Here is a 2,318-nt window from a genome sequence, read left to right as displayed (position 1 = left end):
AGTAAAATAACGATTGATGAATGTATATAATAAGTTGATATTGCTAAAAAAGAGCTAGGATGAAACATCTTAGTTCTTTTTTGTAATATCAGGATACTATTGAGACAGAGTTTGTTTAAAAACAAACTCTTATACAAGGGGTACAGCCACACATCCATCAACTTAAGAATTTGGGGCAGGTTTAAAATAAAGTTTGGTTAAAAAATCATTCTAAACCCATAATTTCAATGCATATAAAAAGCCATTGTTTTAAACAGTAATTGAACAAAACGATGGCTCTCTTTTATTTTCCAGAACTGTTTTTTATAAAAAGTCTGATTAATTTAATTTTCCTTATACCACTAACGCTCCGTTTAGTTTAATAAGAATGAATGGATTTAAACTTTCTTCCAATAAAGTTAGCAGGTACGGGGTTGAGTTCTACTTCTCTTGACCAAACAGAGAGTTGACCAATGTGGTGAATCTCATGAGCAATTATATGGTGTAATATTTCCTCAACAGTATATTTATCTTCATCCCAAGCAACACATACAGCTTTCTCTTTTAATTCATCTAAATTTTTTTTGAGAAATTCAGCTATTTCATTCCGGAATCTATCTGAAAGAGATTTAATCCTCTCAAGTGTATCATAATCAGCAAATTCAACTACTATGTCTTCTTTACCTTGAATACCACGAACCCAACTATATTCAACATCAATAATGTGAAAAAGGGTATATAAAATACTTCCTACTCCTCCAGTTCGCTCTTTTATCAACTCTTCATTTGATAGTTGATTACACCATTCAAACCATTCGTCTCTTACTTGCCAGTTATATTTAAAAAAATTTATCAATGTAAACACTCCCCTATATAATTGTTTATAGCAATAAGAATTAGCTTTTGTCACTAAAACCCCTCTTTTTATTGAAGTAACCTGCCCTGTTAGTTCAATAAAACAAGCTCTAGATAAGTAATCTGGAGCAAAAGCGTTGCACCTTATTAAAACAACACGTCTTTTTTAAACTTCGTGACTTTATTCCAAATCCGTATATAGACTATTTTTGGAGTAAAAAGCACGTTACTATTCTCTTATATTAATGAGAATAGTAACGTGCTTTTTATGAATATCCATCAAAAACAAGAGTTATCTTTATTTGCCGAAGAGTTATATCGATATATGTCTCCTGCTACACTTAATTAATTAGCTATAGAAGCAGGCGGGATGAAACGAAAACGTAAGTGCCATGGGCACCATTTCTTATCTTTGTGTGTATGGTTAAATCAACAAGTCGCTATTACCTCTCTTACTCAACTTTGTAGTCAGTTAGAAACCTCAACAGGAATTTTATTAAGTCCGGAGGGACTTAATCGACGCTTTAACTCAGCTTCTGTAGCTTTCACTTCTACAAGCTAAAATTGGAGGTTTATCTAAGATTTCTCATTCTCTTTCAGCTTACTTTGAGTGCATTCGCATCCTTGATTCTACAACCTTCCAAGTTCCAGATTGATTCGCAGCTACTTATCCTGGTGCTGGAGGATGCAGTCATAAAGCTGGTGTGAAAATTCAACTAGAGTATGACTTGTTGAGTGGGGAATTTTCTGATGTGGAAATTGAACCAGGAAAACGAAGTGATCAGGCATATAGTGCGACTCGAACAGGCATGGCACAAAAGAATGAACTATATATTCGTGACTTAGGATATTTTCGTTTACAAGACTTTAAGTCTATTCAAGACAAGTAAGGATATTATTTATCACGTCTTAAGTTACCAACTAAAATATACAGAAAAGAGTTCGAAACAGTTGTATTTAAAACAAAGCCCACTCAATTGAGACCGGTATATATACAAATTCATTTGGAAGACATCATGACACAATTACAACCTGGCCAAGTGTATGAATTACATGATGTTTATGTAGGGAGTAAAGACAAACTACCTACTCGCATTGTGGTTTATAGATGTACCGAGGAGCAAAAACAGAAACGCCTACGTGACCGAGCTATTCGCGAAAAGAAAAAAGGAATTACTTATACAGAGCGTACGAAGCTTTTACAAGGTATTACGGTATATATGACAAACATTCCTACGGAATGGGTACCAAAAGAGAAAATCTATGATTTATATTCACTACGTTGGCAAATTGAACTGTTATTTAAAATATGGAAATCTTGGTTTCAAATTCATCGTTGTAAATCTATTAAACAAGAACGATTAGAATGTCACCTTTATGCGCAACTCATTAGTATTCTATTATGTTCTTCTACCATGTTTAAAATGCGAAAACTCCTGTTACGGAAGAAACAGAAAGAGCTAAGTGAATATAAAGCGATGTAC

At 33.6% G+C, this 2,318-nt stretch carries 1 protein-coding gene and 1 pseudogene; one reads left to right on the top strand and one right to left on the bottom strand.

The features are described from left to right. Positions 1-358 precede the first annotated feature (358 nt). The gene (locus tag ACQGS6_RS26830; protein ID WP_176523823.1) at positions 359-835 is read right to left on the bottom strand and encodes a DinB family protein; all 477 of its coding nucleotides are present in this window, start codon (positions 833-835) and stop codon (positions 359-361) included. A 267-nt stretch (positions 836-1,102) separates the two neighbouring features. On the opposite strand from ACQGS6_RS26830, the pseudogene ACQGS6_RS26825 reads away from it, so the two are divergent. Then, positions 1,103-2,318, top strand: a pseudogene (locus ACQGS6_RS26825) (IS4 family transposase); the annotation flags it as partial.

It is taken from the genome of Bacillus sp. GMs2/2, from assembly GCF_050172095.1.
Lineage (GTDB): Bacteria > Bacillota > Bacilli > Bacillales > Bacillaceae_G > Bacillus_A > Bacillus_A cereus.
This window is presented reverse-complemented; position numbering and strand designations above follow the sequence as displayed.